This window comes from Mucilaginibacter sp., from assembly GCF_028288185.1.
Classification (GTDB): domain Bacteria; phylum Bacteroidota; class Bacteroidia; order Sphingobacteriales; family Sphingobacteriaceae; genus Mucilaginibacter.
The window spans coordinates 174,863-198,053 of the sequence record NZ_JAQBOF010000027.1; the positions used below are offsets into that span (position 1 = coordinate 174,863).

Annotated in this window: 17 protein-coding genes and 1 tRNA gene; 12 read left to right on the forward strand and 6 right to left on the reverse strand. The window is 40.1% G+C overall.

What is annotated here, in order from left to right:
- Positions 1-57: 57 nt before the first annotated feature.
- Positions 58-2,232 (reverse strand): glutamine synthetase III, encoded by a 2,175-nt coding sequence (locus JWQ34_RS11085; protein ID WP_299357324.1) that lies wholly within the window; start codon positions 2,230-2,232, stop codon positions 58-60.
- A 549-nt stretch (positions 2,233-2,781) separates the two neighbouring features.
- Between JWQ34_RS11085 and JWQ34_RS11090 the strand changes: the two genes are divergently transcribed.
- The 5 genes from JWQ34_RS11090 (at position 2,782) to JWQ34_RS11110 (ending at position 9,575) form a co-directional block, all read left to right on the forward strand.
- Complete coding sequence (locus tag JWQ34_RS11090) at positions 2,782-4,392, forward strand: ammonium transporter (protein WP_299357325.1); 1,611 nt, start codon at positions 2,782-2,784, stop codon at positions 4,390-4,392.
- Positions 4,393-4,659: 267 nt separating this feature from the next.
- Entirely contained in the window at positions 4,660-5,730 is a 1,071-nt protein-coding gene (locus tag JWQ34_RS11095) for a porin (RefSeq protein WP_299357326.1), read from the forward strand.
- A 257-nt stretch (positions 5,731-5,987) separates the two neighbouring features.
- Positions 5,988-6,815: a TonB family protein gene (locus JWQ34_RS11100; protein ID WP_299357327.1), complete on the forward strand. Its 828-nt coding sequence runs from the start codon at positions 5,988-5,990 to the stop codon at positions 6,813-6,815.
- 147 nt (positions 6,816-6,962) lie between these two features.
- Entirely contained in the window at positions 6,963-9,185 is a 2,223-nt protein-coding gene (gene purL / locus JWQ34_RS11105; RefSeq protein ID WP_299357328.1) for a phosphoribosylformylglycinamidine synthase subunit PurL, read from the forward strand.
- Positions 9,186-9,575 carry a VOC family protein gene (locus JWQ34_RS11110; protein WP_299357329.1) on the forward strand — a complete coding sequence of 130 codons (390 nt, stop codon included), beginning with the start codon at positions 9,186-9,188 and terminating at the stop codon, positions 9,573-9,575.
- On the opposite strand, the gene JWQ34_RS11115 is transcribed toward JWQ34_RS11110, so the two are convergent.
- Together JWQ34_RS11115 and JWQ34_RS11120 are read right to left on the reverse strand one after the other, a co-directional pair.
- Entirely contained in the window at positions 9,576-9,794 is a 219-nt protein-coding gene (locus JWQ34_RS11115) for a DUF2442 domain-containing protein (protein ID WP_299357330.1), read from the reverse strand.
- 3 nt (positions 9,795-9,797) lie between these two features.
- Positions 9,798-10,031: a DUF4160 domain-containing protein gene (locus JWQ34_RS11120; RefSeq protein WP_299357331.1), complete on the reverse strand. Its 234-nt coding sequence runs from the start codon at positions 10,029-10,031 to the stop codon at positions 9,798-9,800.
- A 34-nt stretch (positions 10,032-10,065) separates the two neighbouring features.
- On the opposite strand from JWQ34_RS11120, the gene JWQ34_RS11125 reads away from it, so the two are divergent.
- Together JWQ34_RS11125 and JWQ34_RS11130 are read left to right on the forward strand one after the other, a co-directional pair.
- Positions 10,066-10,767, forward strand: coding sequence for a methyltransferase (locus JWQ34_RS11125; RefSeq protein WP_299357332.1), 702 nt, complete (start codon positions 10,066-10,068; stop codon positions 10,765-10,767).
- Between the two features lie 31 nt (positions 10,768-10,798).
- Positions 10,799-11,293, forward strand: a complete 495-nt coding sequence (locus JWQ34_RS11130) for a metallophosphoesterase family protein (RefSeq protein ID WP_299357333.1) — start codon at positions 10,799-10,801, stop codon at positions 11,291-11,293.
- Positions 11,294-11,512: 219 nt separating this feature from the next.
- On the opposite strand, the gene rnhA is transcribed toward JWQ34_RS11130, so the two are convergent.
- The gene (rnhA, locus tag JWQ34_RS11135; RefSeq protein ID WP_299357334.1) at positions 11,513-11,983 is read right to left on the reverse strand and encodes a ribonuclease HI; all 471 of its coding nucleotides are present in this window, start codon (positions 11,981-11,983) and stop codon (positions 11,513-11,515) included.
- Between the two features lie 57 nt (positions 11,984-12,040).
- Entirely contained in the window at positions 12,041-14,131 is a 2,091-nt protein-coding gene (locus JWQ34_RS11140; RefSeq protein WP_299357335.1) for a heavy metal translocating P-type ATPase, read from the reverse strand.
- Positions 14,132-14,240: 109 nt separating this feature from the next.
- On the opposite strand from JWQ34_RS11140, the gene JWQ34_RS11145 reads away from it, so the two are divergent.
- Positions 14,241-14,314: transfer RNA gene (locus JWQ34_RS11145), tRNA-His, on the forward strand.
- Positions 14,315-14,427: 113 nt separating this feature from the next.
- Here the strand turns inward: JWQ34_RS11145 and JWQ34_RS11150 are convergent.
- Positions 14,428-16,110, reverse strand: coding sequence for a HAMP domain-containing sensor histidine kinase (locus JWQ34_RS11150; protein ID WP_299357336.1), 1,683 nt, complete (start codon positions 16,108-16,110; stop codon positions 14,428-14,430).
- Positions 16,111-16,468: 358 nt separating this feature from the next.
- On the opposite strand from JWQ34_RS11150, the gene JWQ34_RS11155 reads away from it, so the two are divergent.
- The 4 genes from JWQ34_RS11155 (at position 16,469) to JWQ34_RS11170 (ending at position 23,182) form a co-directional block, all read left to right on the forward strand.
- Positions 16,469-18,748 (forward strand): GH92 family glycosyl hydrolase, encoded by a 2,280-nt coding sequence (locus JWQ34_RS11155; protein WP_299357337.1) that lies wholly within the window; start codon positions 16,469-16,471, stop codon positions 18,746-18,748.
- Positions 18,749-18,929: 181 nt separating this feature from the next.
- Positions 18,930-19,784, forward strand: a complete 855-nt coding sequence (locus JWQ34_RS11160; protein ID WP_299357338.1) for a flagellar motor protein MotB — start codon at positions 18,930-18,932, stop codon at positions 19,782-19,784.
- Between the two features lie 84 nt (positions 19,785-19,868).
- Entirely contained in the window at positions 19,869-22,565 is a 2,697-nt protein-coding gene (locus JWQ34_RS11165) for a glycoside hydrolase family 78 protein (protein ID WP_299357339.1), read from the forward strand.
- Positions 22,566-22,570: 5 nt separating this feature from the next.
- Positions 22,571-23,182, forward strand: coding sequence for a hypothetical protein (locus tag JWQ34_RS11170; RefSeq protein WP_299357340.1), 612 nt, complete (start codon positions 22,571-22,573; stop codon positions 23,180-23,182).
- The last annotated feature ends 9 nt before the right edge of the window (positions 23,183-23,191 follow it).

Genomic DNA, 23,191 nt, shown 5'->3' on the forward strand with positions numbered 1-23,191 from the left:
CGGCAAATATAGGTTTTATAATAAAAAAGCCCCCGCATTTGCGAAGGCTTATGTATATTATTTAATAAATAACAGCTCTCTAAACTTAGGCAACGGCCATAATGAATCGTCAACCAGTTGCTCCAGTTTATCAACATGGTAACGAATAGGTTGGAAGTATGATTTTACTTTTTCATCATAAGTAATGGCTTTTTCTCGCAGATCTTCAATATCATTAGCTTTTTTACGCTCGGCAACCATCTGGTCTGTATTTAATTTAATGAAATTAATATGCTCGGCAATTTTATTGATGATATCTAATTGCACCTGGTAAACAGATTTGTCTAATCCCAGGTCTTTCAGGCCTTTGGCGCTTGCAACCAAATTGCTTTGATATTCAATTGCACAAGGAATAATAACGTTCATTACCAGTTCGCCAATAACACGGGCTTCTATTTGTAGCTTTTTAAAGAAAGCTTCTAACAATATCTCATGGCGGGCATGAGCCTCGCGTTTGGTGAATACCGAGTTTTCGGCATATAAAATTTCAGATTTTTCTGATATAAAGGCATCAAGCGCCTTAGGTGTAGTTTTAAAGTTAGATAAACCTCTTTGCGCGGCTTCTTTTTCCCACTCATCACTATAGCCATTACCCTCAAAGCGGATATTTTTTGACTCTTTAATATATTTCTTAATTACTATTAATAAGGCTACGTCTTTCTTCTCGCCTTTCTTTAATAGTTTGTCTACATCATATTTGAATTTTTTAAGCTGATCTGCTACTATCAGGTTCAAGATAGTCATAGGGCTCGCAGAGTTTGCTGACGAGCCTACAGCGCGCAGTTCAAATTTATTACCGGTAAATGCAAATGGCGATGTACGGTTACGGTCGGTATTATCTTTTAATATCTGTGGTATTTTAGGGATGCCCTGCCATAATAATGCTTCGTCTTTTACTTTTTTGCTGATACGTGATGTTTCTATCTCGTCTAAAAGTTCGCTCAATTGGCTGCCCAGGAATATAGATATAATAGCGGGAGGTGCCTCGTTAGCACCCAAACGGTGATCATTATTTACAGAAGCTATTGATGCTCTTAACAGATCTGCATGCTCATATACTGCTTTAATAGTATTAACAAAGAAAGTCAGGAACATTAAATTGTTCTTTGGCGTTTTGCCCGGCGACAATAGGTTTTTACCTGTATTGGTAATCATCGACCAGTTATTATGCTTACCAGAGCCATTTATGCCCGCATAAGGTTTCTCGTGCAATAACACCTTAAAATTATGGCGCTTCGCTATGCGATCCATCAAATCCATTAGCAACTGATTATGATCGATAGCTAAATTGATCTCTTCATAAATAGGTGCACATTCAAATTGCGAAGGTGCTACCTCATTATGGCGTGTTTTTAACGGTATACCTAATAATAAGGATTCGGTTTCCATATCCTGCATGAAAGCGTACACACGCTCAGGTATAGAACCAAAGTAATGATCTTCTAACTGCTGGTTCTTGGCAGACATGTGGCCAAATAGAGTACGACCTGTTAAGTAAAGGTCGGGACGCGCATTAAATAAGGCTATATCAACCAAAAAATATTCTTGCTCAATACCTAATGATGCATTTACTTTTTCAATGCCTTTATCAAAATAATGGCAAACATCAACCGCGGCTTTATCTAAAGCATTCACCGCCTTTAATAAGGGTACCTTATAATCTAATGCTTCACCGGTATACGATACAAAAACAGTTGGTATACATAAGGTACGTGCCATTAAAAATGCAGGCGATGAAGGGTCCCACGCAGTATAGCCACGTGCCTCGAAAGTATTACGGATACCACCGCTAGGGAAGCTTGATGCATCCGGCTCTTGTTGAGCCAACGCATCGCCAGAGAATACTTCTATCGCGCCGCCATCGGCAGTTGGTTCAAAAAAAGCATCGTGCTTTTCGGCAGTGGTGCCGGTAAGTGGCTGGAACCAGTGTGTATAATGTGTGGCACCTTTGCTTAATGCCCATGATTTCATGGCGGTAGCAACCTGTTCTGCCATGTCCCGTGGGATGGTTTCACCTTTTTCGATAGAATTAACTATACTATTAAAAGCTTCTTTTGATAGAAGCTCCTTCATTTTTTTAATATCGAACACATTTGCTCCAAAAAAATCAGAAATTTTTGTAGACGGAGCTTTTGTTTCAGGAATTGTCCTTGTTAATACTGCCTGAAGGGCTTGAAAACGGATATTAGGCATGGTTTGCGTTTTATTTTGATGGTTTACCTCAAAAATAGAATTATACTTTAAAATAAAGTGTAAATATTAAAGGAATTATAAAAGTTTAATAAAATTCTTTGATTTTTCTAATAGGCGGCTAATTATTGAAGATTATTTGAATTATTTTAATTTTTTAGTGATAAAATGATGTTATTTTGTTGTTTTTGTGGCTTTATTTCGCAAATACTTTAAATAAATGATCTAAATTATAATTTTACTCGATTTTTTAATAATAAATAATTATATAAATTATATCGCTTATAGTTTTTTAATTAAAAATTATTCAAAAACTTCATTAAATAATTGTTAAATTTTATATTTATTGTAATAATTAACCATTTAATGCAATTAATTTAATCAAACTCTTGTTTTTTATAAAATTCATCCATATTTTTATGAAAATATTAACAAACTGGTATTTCAATAACGACAATGTTAATATTTGGATGAAATTTTTGCAACAACACGACAATAACATACTAAAAACAAAAAATCACTTTTAACTAATACACTAAATCAACAAACAAAATGAAAGTAAAACAACCAAAATTCACCCTGCTGAACGCGTTTCGCGGATTGACGCGGGAGAAATGGGCGCTGGGTGCGACCATTTTAACTGGAAAAATGATTGGCTTGGGCTTAGTAGTGGCAGCAATGTTTACTATTCCCGGACTATTGCCTTCTGCGGTTCATGCCGCTGCGGCTCCTGCAAAACCAACTGACATTGAAACTTCGATAATGAATTCAATCAATACAGTTTGGACATTGGTTGCGGCATTTTTGGTATTTGGTATGCAGGCGGGTTTCGTTATGCTTGAAGCTGGTTTCGCTCGTAAAAGAGAAACAGTTAACGTATTAATGGAGTGTATTTATGATACCTGCCTTTGCGGTATCTTATTCTACGCCGTTGGTTACGCATTTATGTTTGGACATGGTAATGGATTTATAGGATGGGGTGGAGCTGATGGTAAAAATTGGTTCTTCTTACAAAATACCCCTGCAACTTACGAAGCATACGGTGTTCCTATCCTTGCACACTGGATTTTCCAATACGCTTTCGCTGATACTTGCTCAACCATTGTGTCTGGTGCAATGATCGGTCGTACAAGTTTCCGTGGCGATATCCTTTACAGTATAGGTATCACTGGTTTTATCTACCCAATAATTGGTCACTGGGCCTGGGGACCTGATGGTTTCTTAGCTTTAATGGGTTCTGCTGGTCATTTCTTGCCAACTTTAGGTCAGGGTTTCCGCGATTTCGCCGGTTCAACTGTAGTACATACTATTGGTGGTATAGCTTCATTGGCAGGTGCGATTGTATTAGGCCCGCGTTTAGGAAGAATATTTGCACGTGATAATAAAGAAAAAGGAGGAATGCCACCGGGACACAATATGGCACTTGCAGCTGTTGGTACATTCATACTTTGGTTTGGATGGTATGGCTTTAATCCTGGAAGTACCTTATCTGGTATGGACGTACAAGGTATTGGCCGTGTTGCTGCCAACACTACGCTTGCTGCCTGCGCTGGCGGTATGATGGCTATGTTAGCCGGATTATGGTGGGGCCCTACAAAAGGTAAATTTGATTTAGGATATACCTTGAATGGTTTATTAGGCGGTTTGGTTGCTATTACCTGCCCTTGCTACTGGGTTAGCCCGCTTGGCGCGCTTGCATTGGGTGCCGTTGCCGGTTTCTTAGTATATGCAGCTATGAACTTTATAGAGTGGTTACGTATTGACGATCCGGTTGGTGCAGTGTCTGTACACGGTGCTTGCGGTATCTGGGGTACATTATCATTAGGCTTATTTGCTTCTGGCCAATATGGTGTAACAGGAGTAGCCGGTCCGGATAATAGTGCACCGGTAACAGGCTTATTTTACGGTGGTGGTGCCAGCGTATTAGAGGCTCAGGCTATAGGCACATTTACCATTGCAATAGCCGTATTTGTAGTATCAATTATAATGATGTACATCATCAACAAATTACCTAACCCATGGAGATTACGTGTTGAAGAACATGGCGAACTTGGCGTAGGCGGTATTGATATGTTTGATCATGGTGTTGAGGTTTATCCGGTAACTGATGACGATATCAGCTTAAGCGGCCTTTTTGATAAAGGCACCAAAGTAACAGCTTAAATATAAATAAGTAACCCTTGTATAGTTTAATTTCAACTATGCAAGGGTTATTAAAAAGGTTTGTTTACCCTATCAATATGGTAGGATTGACAGGGTATTGTTTTAGAAAATTGAGAATTATAAAATATAACCTCGTAAAAATCAATAATATAAAAAATAGTCATAGTTAATGGCAGTCACTTGTTTAGTATTGCAATTAATTAATATGAAAATAACAACTAATAAATCAACACAACAATTATCAATTAAACAATTATCAATCAAATCATGAAAAAACTATTACTTTTATTACTTACTGTATCAGCATTTAGTCTGGCATCAAAAGCGCAGGATACAATCAAAACTACAAGTGATGCCCCGTTGGTTATATACGGTTCGGTAGATGCTTATTATAAGTATGACTTTTCTGGCCATAAAAATATCGGTACAAGCTTTGCATCAGATCAAAATTCTGTTTCTATAGGTATGGTTGACCTGGGCTTTAAGAAAACAGTTGGTGCCGCATCTTTTGTTGGCGAGCTTTCTTTTGGTCCCCGTAGTGATGCATCAATTGCAAATGCCGGCTACCACATTCAAAATTTATATGTTAATTATGCCCTTAGTTCAAAACTAACCTTAACCGCTGGTTTTATGGCTACTTTTGTAGGATACGAGGTAATAGCGCCAACCGGCAACTTTAACTACTCAACTTCATACCTGTTTACCAATGGCCCGTTCCAAAATGCAGGTATTAAAGCTACCTATGCTTTCTCTGATAAAGCAAGCTTAATGGTAGGCGCTTTCAATGACTCATGGAATGTTTATACCGGAAAAGAAGTATCAACTTTTGGAGCACAATTAATGCTTGTGCCGGTAACAGGATGGACAGCATACCTGAACGTTCTTTCTGGGCCGTTCTCAGGAACAGAATTTGACCTTACAACTGCTTACCAAATAACACCAGCGTTCAAATTAGGATTAAATGCAGCCGATTTTACGCCATCACACTATACTCATTTGCATGGTATAAACGATCCTCCAAACAATTATGGTTTTACAGGCGTAGCTTTATATCCTCAACTTGCTGTATCTAAAGCCGTTACTTTAGGGTTAAGAGGCGAGTATTTTAAAACCAAACCTGGCACAGATGCAAATTCATTTGTTACAGGTGCTGCACCAGGCGGATCTATAATGGCATATACATTAACTGCTAATATCAAATCAGGTCCTTTAACATTTATTCCAGAGGTTCGTCTTGATAACGTTAATAGCTTAACAAACTCTTCATTTACTAACTCTTCTGGCGTTGGTACAAAATCAGCTTCACAGTTTGCTTTAGCTGCTGTTTATGCATTCTAAATAAGGAATTGTTAACTCTTCATAAAAAATGGAGCTGTCCCGATCATTTCGGGGCAGCTTTTTTTGTTTAATGATATTTTGCGGAAAACTCAATTGCAATAATGTTGCATTTTAATATTATTTTAATAATAAAATAATTCTAATATATAAGGCAATAGGGGTAAAAGTACAATAATGTTGCAAAAATACTAAAACGCAATATTGTTGCAACAATTAATATTTGATAAGCGTTTTAATAGAAACTAAATTAAAACACTATGCTTATCTCAAACTTTAATTTATACAAGTCCGAGTGGCTCGAGCTTGTATTCGAAAAACGTAACAAAGAATATGGCGCTTACGCTATCAGACAACATTATGCAGATAATATGGTTAAAGCCATGGTTATTACATTTTTAAGTTGTACTGCCGCGTTTATTATAATCGGAATAGCCATAAGGGTTAAACCAATAACTGAGCGGATTATACAAGTTAATAACGAACAAATATTTATACCTCCTGCAGCGAAAGTAGAACCACCCAAACCAAAACCCGAACTAATAAAAGCTGCCGCGCCAAAACTCGAAGCGGCTATTCTTACCACCAAATTTATTCCTCCAATAGTTGTACCAGACCCTCAAGCGGAAGAACCACCTAAATTAGTAGATATAAAGGGCGCAGTGGGCCCTGTAGATATAAAAACCGGGGTAACAGGCAATAACGCGAGTGCCGAAACAGGGGATAAAACTGGCAGTGGAATTGGGGAAGGTACAGGCACGGCCGATATAAATGTTTACAAATCTGTAGAAGTAATGCCCGAGCCTTATGGTGGCGCTGCCGGATGGGCCAAATTTTTGCAAAAGAACTTACGCTACCCCGGCGAAGCATTGGATAGACAAATGAGCGGAAGGGTATTTGTAAGTTTTATTGTTGAAAAAGACGGGCACTTATCAAGCATCACTGTTGACCGTGGCGCGGGTTTCGGGATGGACGAAGAAGCGGCGCGTGTTTTAAAAATGGCGCATGCCTGGACACCCGGTATGCAAAATGGTAAGTCAGTGCGGGTAAAATATACTTTGCCGGTTAATTTCTCGCTGGGGGATTAAAGCAGAACGATAATTTAATTTTCAATATGTAGGCGTAAAGCGGCAACAGGATTGTCGCTTTACGCTTTTTGCTTTTAGCTACGTTTTCCTTTCGCCTTTCCGCTGTTTTTTCTAATTTTGCGCATTCTTTTAAATAAATAGATAACATTGGAGAACCAGGAACTTACAACCGTTGAAACAGCCAAAGATCTAGGCTTACTTCCCACAGAATACGACCGAATACTTGAAATAATGGGCCGCGTACCCAACTTTACTGAACTATCTATATTCTCGGTAATGTGGAGCGAGCATTGTTCATACAAAAACTCAATTACCTGGTTGAAGACTTTACCAAAAGATAGCCCCCGTATGCTAGCTAAAGCCGGCGAGGAAAACGCGGGTTTGGTTGATCTGGGCGATGGTATCGGTTGTGCCTTTAAAATAGAATCGCATAACCACCCATCAGCATTAGAGCCTTATCAGGGTGCTGCTACAGGGGTAGGAGGTATTAACCGCGATATTTTTACCATGGGCGCAAGGCCTATAGCGCAGCTAAACTCGTTGCGTTTTGGCGATATTAAGCTGGATAAAACCAAGTGGTTAATTAAAGGTGTAGTTAAAGGTATAAGCCATTACGGTAATGCTTTTGGTATACCAACTGTTGGCGGCGAGTTGTTTTTTGACGATTGCTACAATGTTAACCCGCTGGTTAACGCTTTTTCGGCTGGTATTGTAAAAGCGGGCGAAACGGTGTCAGCCACATCCTATGGTGTTGGTAACCCGGTTTATATAGTAGGCTCTGCAACGGGTAAAGACGGGATCCACGGTGCGGCTTTTGCATCAAAAAATATTACCGAAGATTCTGTTAACGATTTGCCAGCCGTACAGGTTGGTGACCCGTTCCAGGAAAAATTATTATTAGAAGCTACATTAGAAGTAATTAAAACTGGTGCTGTTGTAGGTATGCAGGATATGGGTGCGGCAGGTATTATCTGCTCAAACTCTGAAATGTCTGCCAAAGGCGAGCATGGAATGAAAATAAACCTGGACGCTGTACCAACCCGCCAGGAAAACATGAAACCATTTGAGATATTATTGTCAGAGTCGCAAGAGCGTATGCTGATCGTAGTGCACAAAGGACGCGAAAAAGAAGTTGAAGCTGTATTTGATAAATGGGATTTGAATTGCGCTATCATTGGCGAGGTTACCGATACTAAACGTTTAGAATATTATGCAGGTGGCATATTAGTAGCCGATGTACCTGCTGATGATTTGGTACTAGGTGGCGGTGCACCGGTTTACGAGCGCGAATACCGCGAGCCGGCTTATTTTGCAGAAAATCAAAAATTTAAAATAGAAGATGTTAAAGAGCCTGCGGACTTATTAGCTGTTGCAGAGCACTTAATATCGCATCCAAACATTGCATCCAAACGTTGGGTTAGTGACCAGTATGACTCAATGGTAGGCGTGTCTACCATGACCACCAACCGTCCAAGCGATGCTGCTGTAGTAAATGTAATTGGTACTAATAAAGCCATTGTTATAACCGTTGATTGTAACTCGCGCTACGTATATGCCGATCCGCAGAAAGGTACGGCCATAGCTGTTGCCGAGGCTGCACGTAACATTACCTGCGCAGGCGGCGAACCGGTTGCTATAACCAACTGCTTAAATTTTGGTAATCCTTATGTTCCTGAGGTTTATTGGCAGTTTGTTGGTGCCATTAAAGGCATGGGTGAGGCTTGCCGCAAGTTTGAAACCCCTGTAACTGGTGGTAACGTAAGTTTTTATAACCAATCTACCGATGATGGCCCGGTTTTCCCTACGCCAACTATAGGTATGTTAGGGGTAATGGATGATGTAACTAACATCATGACATCAGACTTTAAACAACCTGATGACCTGGTTTATTTAATTGGCGAATCGGTTAATGATATCGCTTCATCACAATACCTGGCTTCATGGCATAAAATACTAGCTGCACCAGCGCCGCATTTTGATATTGATAAAGAGTACGATATGCAGCAGGTTGTTAAAGAACTGATCAAGCATAAAATGATACAGTCGGCTCATGACGTTGCTGATGGCGGTTTGTTTATTACGCTGATAGAATCGGCTATGCCAAATGGTTTAGGCTTCGAAATCGCTTCAGAAAACGGTATCCGTAAAGATGCTTTCCTGTTTGGCGAAGCACAAGGCAGGGTAGTAGTAAGCGTTGCACCTGCAGACCAGGAACGTTTTATTGAACTAATGGCTACCAGCGAAGTTGAGTTTAGCTTATTAGGTACGGTTAGCAATGGGTATTTAAGCGTAGATGAAGAATCATTTGGCCATATAACCGATATAAAATTGGTTTATGATAACGTATTGCACGCTATATTGGGAGACTAAATGTTAAAGATTAACCGGGTACATCATATTGCTATAATATGCTCTGATTACGCATTATCAAAGCACTTTTATACGCAGATACTCAGGTTTAAAATATTACAGGAAAATTATCGCGCTGAACGGAAATCATACAAGCTTGATCTGGAAGTGGGCAACCAATACCAGATCGAGCTTTTTTCTTTCCCGGAACCCGCAAAACGGCCATCACGTCCTGAAGCTGCCGGATTGCGCCATTTAGCTTTCGAGGTGAATAATATTGATGAAGCAGTAGCTGCTATAACTGCCGATGGTGTAATTGTTGAGCCGATACGAATAGATGAATTTACCGGCAAGCGATTTACTTTTTTCGCTGACCCGGATGGATTGCCGATTGAGTTTTACGAGAAGTAATTAGTGTAATTGCAAAAATCCTTCAACGGATAAGTCTTCATCCAATTCTTCCCAATGAATCCATCTACCACCACCTTTAATTTCGTATTTATTGATCTGTTCGGTGGTGCCCTTTCTTAAATTAGGGTATAAATTAATAGCAGTTTGAATGACCTTCCCGTCACTCATTTTGACACAAATATCATTCCCGCTAAACCAAACTGAATTTATTGTGATCATAACTTATTTCTTAAAATATTCATTCCACCTTTTTTCGATCATATCTTCGTTTTCTTCAATTATACTCTCTGCAAGTTTAATATCTTTGTTTTTTATACCATTGTTAGATATAAGCTTAACAGGTTTTACCTCAAATTTAGCATCCCCATCACCGTTTTCAATGTGTACGTGTATAGGTAAGTGCTCATTACTGAAAAAGAAAAATCTAATACCAAATAATCGAAATAGTTCAGGCATATTCAAATTTAAGTAATTTATATAAATTCCCCTAATGTTCCGCTTCAAACAATTCAACATCGACCAAACCGGCTGTGCCATGAAGATCAATACCGATGGCGTATTGTTAGGCGCCTTGGCGGAAGCAAATAATGTGAAAGATATATTAGACATTGGTACGGGCACAGGGGTAATAGCTTTAATGCTGGCCCAACGATGCCCACAAGCCAAAATTGATGCTGCTGAGATAGACCAAACCGCCGCGGATACTGCTAAACATAATTTTGAAAGTTCTCCATTTGCTGATCGGTTGACTATTTCCCCGCTGGATTTTGAAAGCTATTTTAATCAGCATAATAAAAAATATGATCTAATTATATCTAATCCGCCGTTTCATATCAATTCATTAGAATCTCCCGGTGCTAAAAAAAGTTTAGCCAAACATACCGATGAGAATTTCTTTAAAAGCCTGGTAAAAGGTGTTGCAGCGCATCTTACAGAACAAGGGAGTTGTTGGTTGATATTGCCTTTGCAAACGGCTGAATTGGTGAAGATTATTACTTTAAAACACAACTTAAATCTCCGAAAAATAATAAGTGTTTTATCTTATCCTGATTCTACCCCTCACCGGGAAATTTTAGTATTATCTTTGAACGGAGATAAAGAGCCGAATGAGCAATTTGTTATTTATGCTGAACCAAAGATATACTCACAGCAATATCAAGATGTGCTAACTTCTTTTTTTACAATTTTTTAAATAAATCCGAAATCGAACATCCGAAAAATAAATGACCCGAATAGGCCTCATATCAGACACCCACAGCTTCCTTGATGATGCCGTTTTTAAGCATTTTGAAAACTGTGATGAGATATGGCATGCCGGCGATTTTGGGAATATAGAATTGGTAGATAAACTTGCCGCTTTTAAACCCTTACGCGGCGTGTATGGCAATATCGATGGCAAAGAAATAAGACAAACCTATCCTGAAAATCTGCGGTTTAAATGCGAGGATATGGATGTTTGGATGACACATATAGGCGGCTATCCGGATAGGTATGACCTGCGGATCAGGAACCAAATCTACGCTAACCCACCGCAATTATTTATATCTGGCCACTCGCATATTTTAAAGGTGATCTATGATAAAAAGATCAACTGCTTGCACCTTAATCCCGGTGCGGCGGGCAAACAGGGTTGGCAAAAGGTGCGCACGTTAATGCGCTTTAACATTGAAGGTAATAAGATTCAGGATTTGCAAGTGATAGAATTAGGCGCGAAATAGCATTGAGTGATCCACATTAAAAAGTGGATCACCTGGATCACCTTTTTTAGATAACTATTTGAAAATAAAATATTTAACTTTTTGAGCGGATCACTACAAAAACTTTAGGTTAGATCAGTTAAATAATTGAATACCAACTATTTAAACTATTTTTAAAATTCTTAAATTCTAGAGCGGATCACCTTGGGTGGATCACGCCTAAGTATCTTAGGTATAGGGTTAAAACATATTCGTTTTAGCAGCTTCCATTTCAAAAACAGAATCAATCAATAGTTCCCTTTGCTTACCGGCGGCTACGGCTAGTTCATCACAACGCTCGTTTTCGGGGTGCCCGTTATGACCACGTACCCAGTTAAATTTGATATTATGGAGCTTGCTGATATCCAGGTAACGCAGCCAAAGGTCCTTGTTCTTTTTATCCTTAAAGCCCTTTTGCAGCCAGCCGTATACCCAGCGTTTTTCGATGGAATCGATAACATATTTAGAGTCGGAAAATATGGTGACATCTTGATTAGGTTTGGTAATAGCTTCCAACCCTTTAATTACGGCCAACAGTTCCATACGGTTATTGGTGGTTTTACGGAAACCTTCGGACAGTTCTTTATAATGCTGCCCCGATCGCAAAATCACCCCATATCCACCCGGACCCGGGTTACCACTTGATGCACCGTCTGTATAAATTTCTATCATGATATAGTCCATAGTCTATGGTCGATAGTCCATAGCCATGGGGCAAAAATAGAAAAATTAATTGAGGCGTTTACGCTTTAGGCGAAGCGAATTGCCAATTACCACCACATCAGAAAAAGCCATTGTAAATGCGCCCATCATCGGGTTTAAAAAGCCTAAAGCAGCTACAGGGATTGCTATAACATTATAAGCAAATGCCCAGAACAGATTTTGCTTAATGGTAAGCAGCGTATGCTTACTGATCTGCAGGAACTTCACTACCGAATTCAAATCGGTATTTAACAATATCACACGGGCAGACTGTATGGCTATATGGCTGGCATCGTTCATAGATACGCCTACATCAGCTTTAGTTAGGGCGGGGGCATCGTTAATGCCATCGCCTATCATAACAGTCTTCCCTTTTTGTTTATAAATGTCAATTATTGATAACTTTTCATCAGGCAATTTTTCTGCATGCACTTCTGTAATACCTATAGCTTTGGCAACGTTTAAGCAACGATTTTTCCTGTCGCCGCTTAATAGCACCGGTACTATACCCATGTTTTTAAGCTGTGCTATTAGCGATATAGCTTCGGGCTTTATCGTATCATCAATAGCTATTTGCGCCAATAATACCTGATTTTTATAAAGCGATAAGTTAAAATCATTCTCGTTGGCTGTTTTGCCGGTACCCAGGAAATAGGTATTGCCTTCAATATCCTCGGCGCGCATACCTAAACCTTTTTCTTCGGTAGCAGAGCGTAATATTAATTTAGATTGAGGTAATGTTTTTAAACCTTCTACAAGTGATTTTGCAATAGGATGGCTAGAGCGTTCCTCAATGGCTACAATTATTCCGCGGATATGCTCCAGATCTACACCATCCTCAACCTTAATATCATTTATGCTGAATTTGCCTGTGGTCAGGGTCCCGGTTTTATCAAACACTACATACTTGGTATTGGATACAGCCTCAATAGTATCACCGCCTTTTATTAATATGCCGTTTTTTGCCGCCCTGCCCAGGCCAACCATAACCGCAGTAGGGGTAGCTAATCCCATAGCGCAAGGGCAGGAGATCACCAATACAGCAATAGCATTCATTAATGACTTTTGTAAACCTACATCACTTAAAAAGTAAGTCAGCACAAAGGTTATTAGGGATATCAATATTACCGCAGGTACAAATATAGCTGCGACCTTATCGCCCAATTTTTGAACCGGAGGCTTGGCTGCCTGCGCCTTTTTCATTAGTTCAATGATTTGTGATAGGATAGTGTTCGATCCCACTTTAGTGGCTATCATCCTGAAATTGCCGTTCTGTACAATAGTACCGCCAATAACTTTATCATACTTTTCTTTATCAACAGGCACACTCTCGCCGGTAAGCATAGACTCATCTACAGAAGCATTGCCCTCTAAAATATCACCGTCTACCGGGATCTTATCGCCATGATTAACTATTAATACATCACCAGATCGTACATCCCGGGCGTTTATAACTTCAACCGTACCGTCAATTATACGGTTAGCATTTACCTGTTGGAATTTGACCAGATCTTTTACAGCCGATGTGGTTTGATTTACCGAGCGTTTCTCGAAAACGTTACCTAGTAACACCAGCGTAATAATAGTGGCGCAGGTTTCATAAAACTGGTACTGTTCGCCCAGGTTTTGGATGGTTCCAACTAAACTGTATATAAATGCAGATGTCGAACCAATAAATATCAACACATCCATATTAGGCACACCGCCTTTAACCGAGTGGAACGCGCTTTTGCCAAAATGCAGGCAGCCTACCATAAAAACCGGCAAGCATAATAGTAATTGTACCATAGGCATGTGTAACACGTGCCATGGGAAAACCATGTGCAAAAGCAGCGGAGCAGTAAATATCGCGCAGAAAATAAACTTGTTTTCTACCTTCTCATAAAACTTTGGGGTATGCAAGGCGGGGTCATCAACTACTTTAAACCCTAATTGCTCTATGCCTTTTATAATTTCGGGCAGTTGGGTGTTGTTATCATTGCTAAATTTAACCTCCTCGCCGGCAAAGTCAACCAGGATGTTGCCCAAGCCTTTCTTTTCCAGTAATTTATGTATGGATAGGGCACAGTTATTACAGTGCATCCCCGTTACGTTTAACTCTACCAATTGCTCTGTCATAGAATACAAATTTACTGATACCCAAAGGGTAAAGCGGTAAGCCTAATGTAATATTAAAAAAGGCTTTGCATTTAGCCCGAAGATTTTTACATTTGCACTCTCCAAAACGGTAGATGTAGCTCAGTTGGTTAGAGCATCGGTTTGTGGTACCGAGGGTCGTGGGTTCGAGCCCCATCATTTACCCTTTAATGGGACAAGGTCAGTAAAATGATGTTGTCCCATTTTTTTTAGTCTTAAATGAAGTTTATTTTTCATTAAAGACTAAACTTTCTGTTCAAATAACATAATTAGGGAATTTAGGCATCAGGCTCTGAACGGTAAATGATAGTAAATCGGATCAGACAGCCCTTGCCCGCTTCGCTGTCTACTTGAATGGTGCCGCCTTGTAAGCTCACCAGTTGCCTGCAAAGGTATAAGCCTAAACCTGTTCCGGGTTTAGCCGCGCTGCCACCGGCCTGGTAATAGCGGGTAAATAAACCGGCCTGTTGTTCTCTCGGAATGCCGATCCCGGTGTCCTGCAGGCTGACAGCCAGTGAAACGGTTTGTTCATCTAGCGTATTCAATTCCGCCCTTACGGTTACACCACCTTCGTCTGTGTATTTAATGGCGTTGCTCAGCAAATTGATCATGATCTGTTTTAGCTTAAATGTATCTCCTGTCACCTGCGAATCTACAGAAATGTCGAAATCACAAACCAAACTAATGCCTTTCTTTTCGGCCATAAACAGCATACTTTCAACCGCATCCTTAATTACACGAAACGGATTAAAAACCAACCTCAATAGTGCTGTGCCTTGTTGGTGTTCCAGTGCGCTAACATCCAGTATATTGTTCACGGTTTCCATCAGCATAGTAGAAGAAAGGTTAATAGCGACTACCTTTTTTTCCTGGTCAGGTGATAAGGTGGTTTTATTCAGCATATAAATGGCACCCGTAATTGCCGTTAATGGGTTACGAATTTCGTGACTCATCGTAGCCAGTATCTCAGACTTTTGGCTCGCCAAGGCCACCGCCCGCTCATTTTCCATCAGGTAATTCTGCTCGGCCTGACCCGCCTTGCGAATAAAAAAGATCAGCAGGATAATAAATATTAAAATAAGCGTGATCGCTACCCCGATAAAATGGTTCATGTCGGTAGTGGTTGATTGGTATTGTTGCAAGATCTCGTTCCGTCCCTTTTCCCATGCTGCCTGGTCAATATCTTTGAGTTGTTGCAACAATTGGTGTAGTTGGGTCAGTAAGTTTAAATTGGCTCCTATTAACTGCTCGTTAGAGAGTAGCAGATAAGCATTTTGCCGTTTAAGCTCGCGAAGTAAATTAGCCGGCGTTATAGCCCGCCGGATAGAATCCCTGTGTTGTTTTTCTCTTATAATTAGAACTTTGATCTGGTTTTTATTGACTATCGCATCTTTTAAACGCTTTAATAACCCGCTTTTATTGGCCTCCTGCCGCATGCTGACCGTTGTATCGGATTTGGAGGCCCCGCCCTTCGCTTTATATACGGGAGCACTGATGTTGGCAACTGTTGTGGCCTTTAATAGCGAATCAAAATGTAGTTTCAGGTCAAATACACGCTGCGAGATCTGTAATTTTTGTGCAAATGATTGTGCAATTTGTGCCTTGCTGCCGGGGAAATATTGCGCACTATCCGCCTGGTATTTGCGTAGCAGACGGTCTAACTGGCCAAATATGGTGTTTAACTTGAGTTTATAGGTGGCCAGTTTATCAGCGTGTCCGGTTAAGTTAGCCTGCTGGAAATCATTCTCGGCACTATTTAGGTCTAGCAAAATTGCACTGATCTCGGGCTCTTGCGAAGGTTCCCTTAGCCGCTCGCTCAACTTATCCAGCTTCCGTCCAATAGCATATTTAAGTACTACTGAGCCGGCTGTAATAATAAAGGTAAATAACAGGAACACAATAAACAGGTTCCGCAAATTCTTAGCCGCTGTACCGGGCTTCGCTGGTTTTTCACTCCTCATGCTCACATCAAATATTAATTAGGTCATGCTAAATGCCTCCGTATAGATAACGGTAGGCCGATAAATATAAGAGAAAAACAATGTCAATAAGCATGTATTTATTTATGGATTAAAATCGTGCCACGTTTACAAAGCTTTACCAATTAATTCTATATATCTGGATTATACAGCTTACAGGTATTACGTAAGTAGCGAGGGTATAAATGTAGATTTTAAGAAATGACAAAAGAATTTCGAAGCAATACAATGGCAAATGTGTAGGCAATAATATTTAATTATAGGCTTATTAAGCTTAATAATTAACAACTAGTTTTAAGTGATTTTTTTGTTTCTTTACTATTCCAAATAAAACCATTTTATGATGAAAGCTAACCGAATATTGCTCCTTGCCGGAGTAATGCTTAGTACATTAACAACTTCTTACGCGCAAGGCGTTTCCAAAGGGAAAAAAGCCACGGGTAAAGAGCCTGTTGACTACGTAAACCCCAACATTGGCAACATAAGCCACATGCTGGTGCCAACTTATCCCACAACGCATTTACCCAACAGTATGATGCGTGTGTTCCCGGTGAGACATGATTATACAACTAACATGATAGGAGGGCTGCCGTTAATTGTAACCCATCATAGATCCTCATCAAGTTTTAATTTTTACCCTTACCAGGGCGCGGAAAGTACAATAACGCCAACAAAACAATTGAGCTATGACCAGGAAAAGGTGACTCCATACCGTTACCAGGTTTACCTGGACGAAATGAATATAGGTGTTGATTTTGCGCCATCACATCAAAGCGCGGTTTATAAGATCTCTTTTGACAGGCAGGGATACGCTTACCTGGTATTTAACACCGGGGGGCGCGGCCAGGTAAAAGCCGTTGGAAACACCATCACAGGATCAAAAGATCTGGGAAATAAAACATCATTATATATTTACGCCGAAACCGATGTAACGCCAACTAAAACCGGCGTACCGGATAGGAGTGGAAGTATAAGTTGGGGAGCATCGCCTGCCGGTACCATAGCTTTACTTTATCCTACGGGGACGAAGAAAGTAGGCATCCGTTATGGAGTGTCTTTTATTAGCGAAGAACAAGCAAAGAAAAACCTTAATCGCGAAATCAAAAATTACGATGTTAATGCAGTAGCTGCCATAGGTCGTAAAATATGGAACGATGCGTTAGGAAAAATAGCCGTATCGGGAGCTGTTGATAAAGAAACCACGGTGTTTTATACTTCATTGTATCGTACTTTCGAACGCCCTGTTTGTATCAGCGAGGATGGCAAATATTTCAGTGCGTCAGATGGTCAGATACATAATGATGAAGGCCGTCCGTTTTATACTGATGACTGGACCTGGGACACCTATCGCGCCGCGCATCCGTTACGTGTATTGATCAACAAACAGGTTGAGAATGATATTTTGAACTCGTACGTGCATATGGCAGAACAAACACCTAACCATTGGATGCCAACCTTCCCCGGCATATCCGGAGACGACCGCGGAATGAACTCTAACCATGGCATAGCCAGTATTGCCGATGCTTATGCCAAAGGTTTAAGAGGATTTGACCTGGCTAAAGCGTACGAGGTTTGTAAAGGTGCTATTGAGGATAAATCATTATTACCGTGGTCAAAAGCTGTTCCATCGGGCGAGTTAGATGATTTTTATAAACAAAAAGGTTATTTCCCGGCACTAAAGCCAGGCGAAACAGAAACAGTAGCCAATGTAAGCAAATGGGAAAAACGCCAGCCAATAGCGGTTACTTTGGGTACATCGTTTGATGAATGGTGCTTATCGCAAATTGCAGGTGATCTGGGTAAAACAGATGACGCGCAACATTACCTGAAAGCATCTTATAACTACCGCAATGTATTTAATCCTAAAACAGGATTTTTCCATCCTAAAGACAAAGACGGAAACTTTATTGAGCCGTTAGATTATCGTACATCAGGCGGCCCTGGCGCACGCGATTATTATGACGAAAACAACGGTTATGTTTATCGCTGGGATGTGCAGCATAACATTGGCGACCTGGTAAATCTGGTAGGCGGCAATGATAAATTTGTAGCTGCGCTCGAAAATATGTTTAACGAGCCAATACCCGGCTCACGTTGGGATTTCTACGCTATACTGCCCGATCATACCGGCAACGTAGGTATGTTCTCTATGGCTAATGAGCCTAGTTTCCATATTCCATATTTATATAATTATGCGGGCGCGCCATGGCGTACACAGAAACGTATCCGTTCTTTGTTAGACGAATGGTACCGTAATGATTTGATGGGTGTACCTGGCGATGAAGACGGCGGTGGTATGACAGCGTTTGTGGTGTTTAGCGAGTTAGGGTTTTATCCGGTTACACCGGGATCGCCAACTTATAATATTGGCAGCCCATGCTTCCCTTATGTAAAAATGAATGTTGGTAACGGTAAGTTTTTCGAGATAAAGGCACATAACGCTTCGTTTACCAATAAGTATATCCAATCAGCTAAATTAAATGGAAAGGTTATTAATCAGCCTTGGTTTAAACATAGCGATATTGCCAATGGTGGTGTTTTAGAGTTGGAAATGGGCCCGGTTGCTAATAAAACCTGGGGCACAAATTCACCGCCACCATCAGCCGCGCCAATGCCGTAATAGGTCGGTGAGTTTTAATAGAAATAACAAGCGCCTTCCAGGAAACTGGGGCGCTTTTTCGTTTTATCTCCACTAAAAGTTCTTGTCTGTATCAAAAGTATTTCAAACTTTTCAAGTTGCGACTTGTCTGTGTATAAGGATTATGAATGTATCATAATCACTTATTTAACAACTACCAGTCATGAAAATTAAAATATTATTACTCCTAGTACTTGTAACAGCTGCTATAATGCAGGGCTGTGTGAGCAATAAAAAGTATGCTGAACTGCAAACAAACTATAACGCCTTACAAACTAAGCAAACTGAGTTAAAACAAAGCTACGATCTTACTCAGCGCGAACTGGAAGGCTCAAGAACCCGTGTTAAAAGTTTAGAGGAACAAATAGCGTCCGAAAAATCAAACCGTGCTGCTTTGCAGGATGCTTTAACCAAATGTTTAGCCGGCAACAATCAAGGCAATGTTAACATTGCTAAGCTGGCCGACCAGATAAATGCGTCTGATAAATATATTAAGCAATTAATAGCCGCTAAAGGTAAAAGCGACTCGCTTAATATGGTATTAACTAATAATCTTACCCGCTCATTAAGCCAGGCAGAAATGAAGGATGTTGATGTGCAGGTGTTAAAAGGTGTGGTTTATATATCACTATCTGATAACATGTTATACAAATCTGGCAGCTATGAAATATCAGATAAGGCCGGAACAACGTTGAGTAAAATTGCTAAGATCATTATGGATTATTCAAACTATGATGTGTTGATTGAAGGTAATACCGATAATGTACCTATTAAACAGGTTAACATTCGTAACAACTGGGATCTGAGTACATTAAGGGCATCATCGGTTGTGCAGGCTTTACAAAACACCTACAATGTTGATCCTAAACGTTTAACTGCCGGTGGCCGTGGCGAGTATAATCCGGTGGCCGATAATACTACCGATGCGGGTAAAACGAAAAACAGGCGTACGCAAATTATCATCACCCCAAAATTGGATCAGTTTATGGACCTGATAGGTAAGCCGGTTGAAAAATAAACGATAGATTATTCTATTGTCACAAAGCCTTTGCAGCAATGCAAGGGCTTTTTTTATATATTAGTCGCTCAAACCAATAAGTAAATGAGCTGTTTTTTACCCGTTAAATTATCCGTAAGGAAAAATATTGCCTTCCTGTTTATAACAGCAAGTGTTTTGTTAAGCTTTACTCCTGCAAATGCCGCCGAGAAGATAGACGATCTGAAATGCGAATACCTGGTTAATCCATTAGGGATTGACGCTGTACATCCACGTTTAACTTGGGTGATGAATGATACCCGTCATGGGGCAATGCAAACTGCTTATCAATTATCAGTGGGTACAGACTCTGTCGAGCTAAACAAAGGCATAGCGGCTACATGGAAAACGGCTAAGGTATTATCAGCAAATAGTAGAGTTGTTTATAGTGGTAAAACCTTACAGCCTTTTACTAAATATTATTGGCAGGTTACTATTTGGGATGAAACCGGAAAAATTACCACATCAGCCATAGTCAGCTTTGAGACCGGCCTGGTTGAAAAAAGCAACTGGAAAGGTACCTGGATAAGCGATAACCGCGGGCCGGAAGTTAAACCTGCCCCATATTTTAGAAATGTATTTGATCTGGGTAAGAAAGTAAAATCAGCCCGTGCATATATCGCGGTAGCAGGTTTATATGAACTTTATATCAACGGCCAAAAAATTGGTAATCACAGACTTGACCCTATGTACACCCGTTTTGATCGCAGAACGCTATATGTTACTTATGATGTAACCAGCCAACTACAAACCGGCAAAAACGCCATAGGTGTGTTATTAGGTAACGGTTGGTATAATATGCAAAGTACAGCAGTATGGGATTTCCACAAGGCCCCGTGGCGTAACCGCCCAACTTTTTGTTTGGATGTGCGGGTTACTTATACGGATGGCACGGTTGAAACTTTAACATCAGACCGTAAATGGAAATCATCATCAAGCCCTATAACTTTTAACAGTATATATACTGCCGAGCATTATGATGCGCGCCTGGAACAACCGGGCTGGAACACCACGAACTTTACCGAGACACCCCGGACCTGGAGGACGGTAATCATTCGCCCTGCGCCATCGGCAAATATTGTGTCGCAGGCTATGCAGCCTATTCGCGCTATAGAAACAATTCCGGCTGCTAATATAAAAAAGCTAGATGATACTACCTATCAATTTAATATAGGAAGAACAATTGCAGGGGTAACCAAAATAACTGTAAGCGGCGAAGCCGGTACGGTTATCCGCCTAAAACATACCGAGAAACTGGGTAAAAATGGCTATGGCGATATGTCTAACATAGATGTGCATTATCGCCCGACAGATAAATCAGATCCTTTCCAGACAGACATATTTATACTAAGTGGCAAAGGTGAAGAAACCTTTATGCCGAGGTTTAATTACAAAGGCTTTCAATATGTTGACGTTACAAGCGATAAGCCGATCAAATTAAAAAAAGAGAGCCTTACCGCATATTTTATGCACAGCGATGTAGCTACGATAGGTAATATCAACTCATCAAACACTACGCTGAACAAAATATGGTTTGCTTGTAACACCTCTTATTTATCAAATTTTTATGGCTACCCAACCGATTGTCCGCAACGCGAAAAAAATGGCTGGACAGGTGATGCCCACATCGCCAGCGAAACAGGTTTGTACGGCTTTGACGGTATCACTATTTATGAAAAATGGATGGCCGATCATAGGGACGAACAGCAGCCAAATGGCGTATTGTCATCTATTATTCCGTCTGACGGTTGGGGATATGAGTGGGGCAATGGCCCAGATTGGACGAGCACTGTAGCTATTATACCATGGAATCTATACCAGTTTTATGGCGATAGTAAAACTTTAAATGATAATTATGATGCAATCAGGCGTTACGTTAACCACATTGATGAGTTATATCCATCAGGTATGACAACCTGGGGCCTGGGCGATTGGGTGCCCGTTAAATCGGTATCGCCAGTTGAGTTTGTGTCGTCTATCTATTATTTTACAGACGTAAATATTCTGACAAAAGCTGCAAAGCTTTTTGGCAGGGCCGATGATGAAAAGAAATATACTGCACTGGCTTTAAAGATAAAAAACGCGCTTAACACAAAATACTTAAACACAACTACGGGTATTTACGATAAAGGATACCAAACAGAACTAAGTATGCCGCTATATTGGGGATTAGTACCTGAAAACCTGAAAGCTAAAGTAGCAGCCAACCTGGCCGAGCGTGTTAAACAGGATAACAATCACCTTGATGCCGGTATATTAGGCGCTAAAGCCATTTTAGGCGCGTTAAGCGATAATGGTTATGCTGATGTGGCTTATTCTATCGCATCTCAGGAGACTTTCCCTTCATGGGGTTGGTGGATAAAGAATGGTGCGACTACTTTATATGAGAACTGGGACGTTTTTGCAAAAAGCGACCTATCATTAAACCATATTATGTTTGGCGAAATAAACGCCTGGTACTACAAAGGTATCGGTGGTATAAAGATAGACCCTGCAAACCCGGGCTTTAAAAATATATTACTGCAACCCAATTTTGTATCGGACTTAGATCATTTTGAAGCCGAGCATACCGGCCCTTATGGTAAGATAGTTTCGGCATGGAAAAGAGAAGGTGATGCAATTAAGTATTCGGTAACTGTACCGGCTAATTCTACGGCTACGGTTACATTCCCGACAGGTAAAAAAGCTACTTTGGGTGGGAAGGATGTTGCGGCGAGTGGGTTGAAGATAGCTTCGGGGAGTTACGAGTTTTTGGTGAGGTAAATAATATGAAGTATAGATATCTCGTCATAATACTAGTCGTACTGGCATCAGCATGTAATCAAAGTCAACAATCTGTAAGTAAAACTGATACAGCTATTCAAAAACAAGTTGAAGTTAGTAACAAAACTAAAGCTGATACTATTGCAGACACGATTAAAAAAATAATGGGTTATTCAGTAGCTCACAATTTTTCGGATAGTACTTACAAAGATATTTTCTCTATTAACTTGTATGGAAAAACAATACTTAGCGGTGTTGTTGTATTTCAGATATTTGATCATACCCATAAAAGTATTTTTAAAGAAACTTATCACGCACAGGATCTGCTGGGTGATATGGGCGATGTTTTAAATAATAGACAAAAGCAAGATACCATTAAAAAAAGGCTGGCCGATTTTTTAGATACCAGGAAATTCATATCGCCGGCAATAGATCCTAAAGAAACCTTTGATAATGCCTATTCCAGCGCTGATAATGCGGATAAACCTGAATGGGAAGAGATCAAAAAGGATAAGTCATCCATAGGGTTTATGTATAATTATGGCTATGAAGGTACTTATGGAATAACTTTTTCTAAGAGTAAGAAAAAGTTATTCTTGTTTTTTTATAGTGATTAAGCTTTTAAG

Coding starts and splice junctions, on each gene's coding strand:
- JWQ34_RS11085 (WP_299357324.1), bottom strand. CDS start 2,232: ATGCCTAATATCCGTTTTCAAGCCCTTCAGGCAGTATTAACAAGGACA.
- JWQ34_RS11090 (WP_299357325.1), top strand. CDS start 2,782: ATGAAAGTAAAACAACCAAAATTCACCCTGCTGAACGCGTTTCGCGGA.
- JWQ34_RS11095 (WP_299357326.1), top strand. CDS start 4,660: ATGAAAAAACTATTACTTTTATTACTTACTGTATCAGCATTTAGTCTG.
- JWQ34_RS11100 (WP_299357327.1), top strand. CDS start 5,988: ATGCTTATCTCAAACTTTAATTTATACAAGTCCGAGTGGCTCGAGCTT.
- JWQ34_RS11110 (WP_299357329.1), top strand. CDS start 9,186: ATGTTAAAGATTAACCGGGTACATCATATTGCTATAATATGCTCTGAT.
- JWQ34_RS11115 (WP_299357330.1), bottom strand. CDS start 9,794: ATGATCACAATAAATTCAGTTTGGTTTAGCGGGAATGATATTTGTGTC.
- JWQ34_RS11120 (WP_299357331.1), bottom strand. CDS start 10,031: ATGCCTGAACTATTTCGATTATTTGGTATTAGATTTTTCTTTTTCAGT.
- JWQ34_RS11125 (WP_299357332.1), top strand. CDS start 10,066: ATGTTCCGCTTCAAACAATTCAACATCGACCAAACCGGCTGTGCCATG.
- JWQ34_RS11130 (WP_299357333.1), top strand. CDS start 10,799: ATGACCCGAATAGGCCTCATATCAGACACCCACAGCTTCCTTGATGAT.
- rnhA (WP_299357334.1), bottom strand. CDS start 11,983: ATGATAGAAATTTATACAGACGGTGCATCAAGTGGTAACCCGGGTCCG.
- JWQ34_RS11140 (WP_299357335.1), bottom strand. CDS start 14,131: ATGACAGAGCAATTGGTAGAGTTAAACGTAACGGGGATGCACTGTAAT.
- JWQ34_RS11150 (WP_299357336.1), bottom strand. CDS start 16,110: ATGAGGAGTGAAAAACCAGCGAAGCCCGGTACAGCGGCTAAGAATTTG.
- JWQ34_RS11155 (WP_299357337.1), top strand. CDS start 16,469: ATGATGAAAGCTAACCGAATATTGCTCCTTGCCGGAGTAATGCTTAGT.
- JWQ34_RS11160 (WP_299357338.1), top strand. CDS start 18,930: ATGAAAATTAAAATATTATTACTCCTAGTACTTGTAACAGCTGCTATA.
- JWQ34_RS11165 (WP_299357339.1), top strand. CDS start 19,869: ATGAGCTGTTTTTTACCCGTTAAATTATCCGTAAGGAAAAATATTGCC.
- JWQ34_RS11170 (WP_299357340.1), top strand. CDS start 22,571: ATGAAGTATAGATATCTCGTCATAATACTAGTCGTACTGGCATCAGCA.